Source organism: Gordonibacter sp. (assembly GCF_036667095.1).
Lineage (GTDB): Bacteria > Actinomycetota > Coriobacteriia > Coriobacteriales > Eggerthellaceae > Gordonibacter.
Window position 1 is genome coordinate 1 of the sequence record NZ_JAVWUP010000330.1, and the last position, 2,089, is coordinate 2,089.

Sequence of the window (2,089 nt, forward strand, 5' to 3'; positions counted from 1 at the left end):
ATGGTGACCAAGGGCAGTGCTAGCAAGAACCCTTGCGCGACCGTCTCGGAAAACGAGCTGACGCAGCGAAACAGGAAGTAACATGCCACAGCCACCAGCAGGCACGGCTCAAGGAAGAACGAGTCGCGGGCAGGCCGTACCACGCGTACGGTGGAAGTCCATATGACGATAATCCAGCCGCAAGAGAAACCCAACAAGGCACCCGAGAAGTAGAACAACCCCACATGCACCACCGGAAGCATGGACACAAGCGCAAGGACCGCTCCCAATGCTGCAACAGCGCTGACCGCCGGAATGCCGATAGCGGACTCGACGAACAGGCGCAGGCGCAGCAGCGGACGGGCAAGCGCATGGGCGATGATAACCGAGACGATCACTGTCAAGAAGAACGCCAACAGCTCCCACGAGGTACGATCCATCCCGATGTAATACATGGCACGGATAACCATGTGCGACGTAAAGAAGTACAGCACACCAATGCCAACGTCCACCACAGTGGGTTTTCCCACGAGTGCGCGCAAACTCCCCTCCGAGGTACGTCTCTGCTCCATGTTCCCCTCCCCGAAACGAAGATCGAGCGTCCTTGTGCCAGTATAGGGGATAGTGCTCATCGCCGATAACGCATTTCGAGTGAGATACTCGTACACACAGGGCCCAGATGCGAAGAGTAGCCCAAAGCGAGTGATGCCCCGCGCGCGCCTTCTCCCGTACCCTAGCAGCTGTCGGCACCCGCATGCAGCCTTGAGCGCAGTAAATGCCGACAAGGGGAATGAAATCCACGGAGGGGGAAACACATGACAACGAACATGGATCGCCGCAGCTTCTTGAAGGGCGCCGGTGCCACCGCGGCTGCCGCAGCGGCCGCAAGCACGCTCGGGTTGACCGGCTGCGCGCCGCAGGCCAAGGGAGCGGCCGGATCGAGCACCGACGAGCTGGTCTTAGATGCCGAGAAGTTCCAGAACGCCAAATGGACGTTCGAGATTCCGCCTGCGCTTATCGACGAGAGCAAGATCACCGACACGATCGAATGCGAGATACTCGTTATCGGTGCCGGCGTGGGCGGCCTGGTCACCGCAGCATCGGCCGTCGAGGAGGGTGCCGACATCGTCCTTATCGCCAACAGCGACGGACCCGTATCGCGTGGCGGCTCGAACGCTGCGTTCAACACCCGACTAACCCACGAACTGGGACTAGACTACACCCGCGAGCAGATCGAGCCCATCTTCCAGCAGATATTCTCCCAGAACAGCTTCCGCTTGGACCAGGAGAAGTGGTGGCTCGTGTATGACGAGTCAGGCACGGCCATGAACTGGCTCATGGACAAGGTCGAGCCCTTGGGCATCACGACCGTCATCGAGAACAACCAGCAGGACGGCGGCACGAACTGGTGGGACGGCGGCCCGTTAAAGACGCTGAACGTATCGCATTCGTTCGTATCAAAGGACAGCAACGCTGCCGGCGCATCTCAGCAGATCGTCGTCGAGGCATTGGCCGACGAGATCAAAAAGGGCGGCGGCCAGATCTTCTACAACACCACAGCCGTGCAACTCGACCGCGAAAACGACAACTCCGGCCGGGTGACCGGCTGCGTCGCCAAGAGCGACGGTAAGTACATCCGCTACGTGGCAAGCAAGGGCGTCGTGCTGGCTACGGGCGACTTCTCGCAGGACAAGGACATGGTGGCGAAGTACTGCCCTATGGCGCTTCCGTTCGGCTACGGCGGCGTGTACGACGGATCCGGCCTGAAGCTGGCGCTGTGGATCGGCGCCTCCTGGCAAAAGTACACTCCCAACGCCCCCATGCTAGCCACCATGGGCGACGAGGTGCTGCCCTGCCGCTGGTGGGCAGAGGGTGCGCTCACCACATTCCCCGGCCTACTGGTGAATAAGAAGGGTGTGCGCTACAGCAACGAAAACTGCACCTACGGATATATGCCCTACCCCCAGCGCGTGCAGCCCGACGGATGCGCCTTCCTCGTATGGGACGACAAGTGGGTCGAAACCTCGGCTCCCTGGCAGAGCGACCGCGTGGGGGGCGAGGCCCGAAGCACGAAAGATGTCTACAAGGCCATCGGCGCGCTATTCGACCC

The 2,089-nt window shown here is 60.8% G+C and carries 1 protein-coding gene and 1 pseudogene; one reads left to right on the forward strand and one right to left on the reverse strand.

Translation table 11 applies throughout. The features are described from left to right. Positions 1 to 551 (reverse strand): annotated as a pseudogene (locus tag RR842_RS14290) (LuxR family transcriptional regulator); the annotation flags it as partial. 243 nt (positions 552 to 794) lie between these two features. Here RR842_RS14290 and RR842_RS14295 point away from each other — a divergent pair. Further along, positions 795 to 2,089 (forward strand): FAD-dependent oxidoreductase (locus RR842_RS14295; RefSeq protein WP_332730248.1); only part of this gene is annotated, 1,295 nt, incomplete at its 3' end.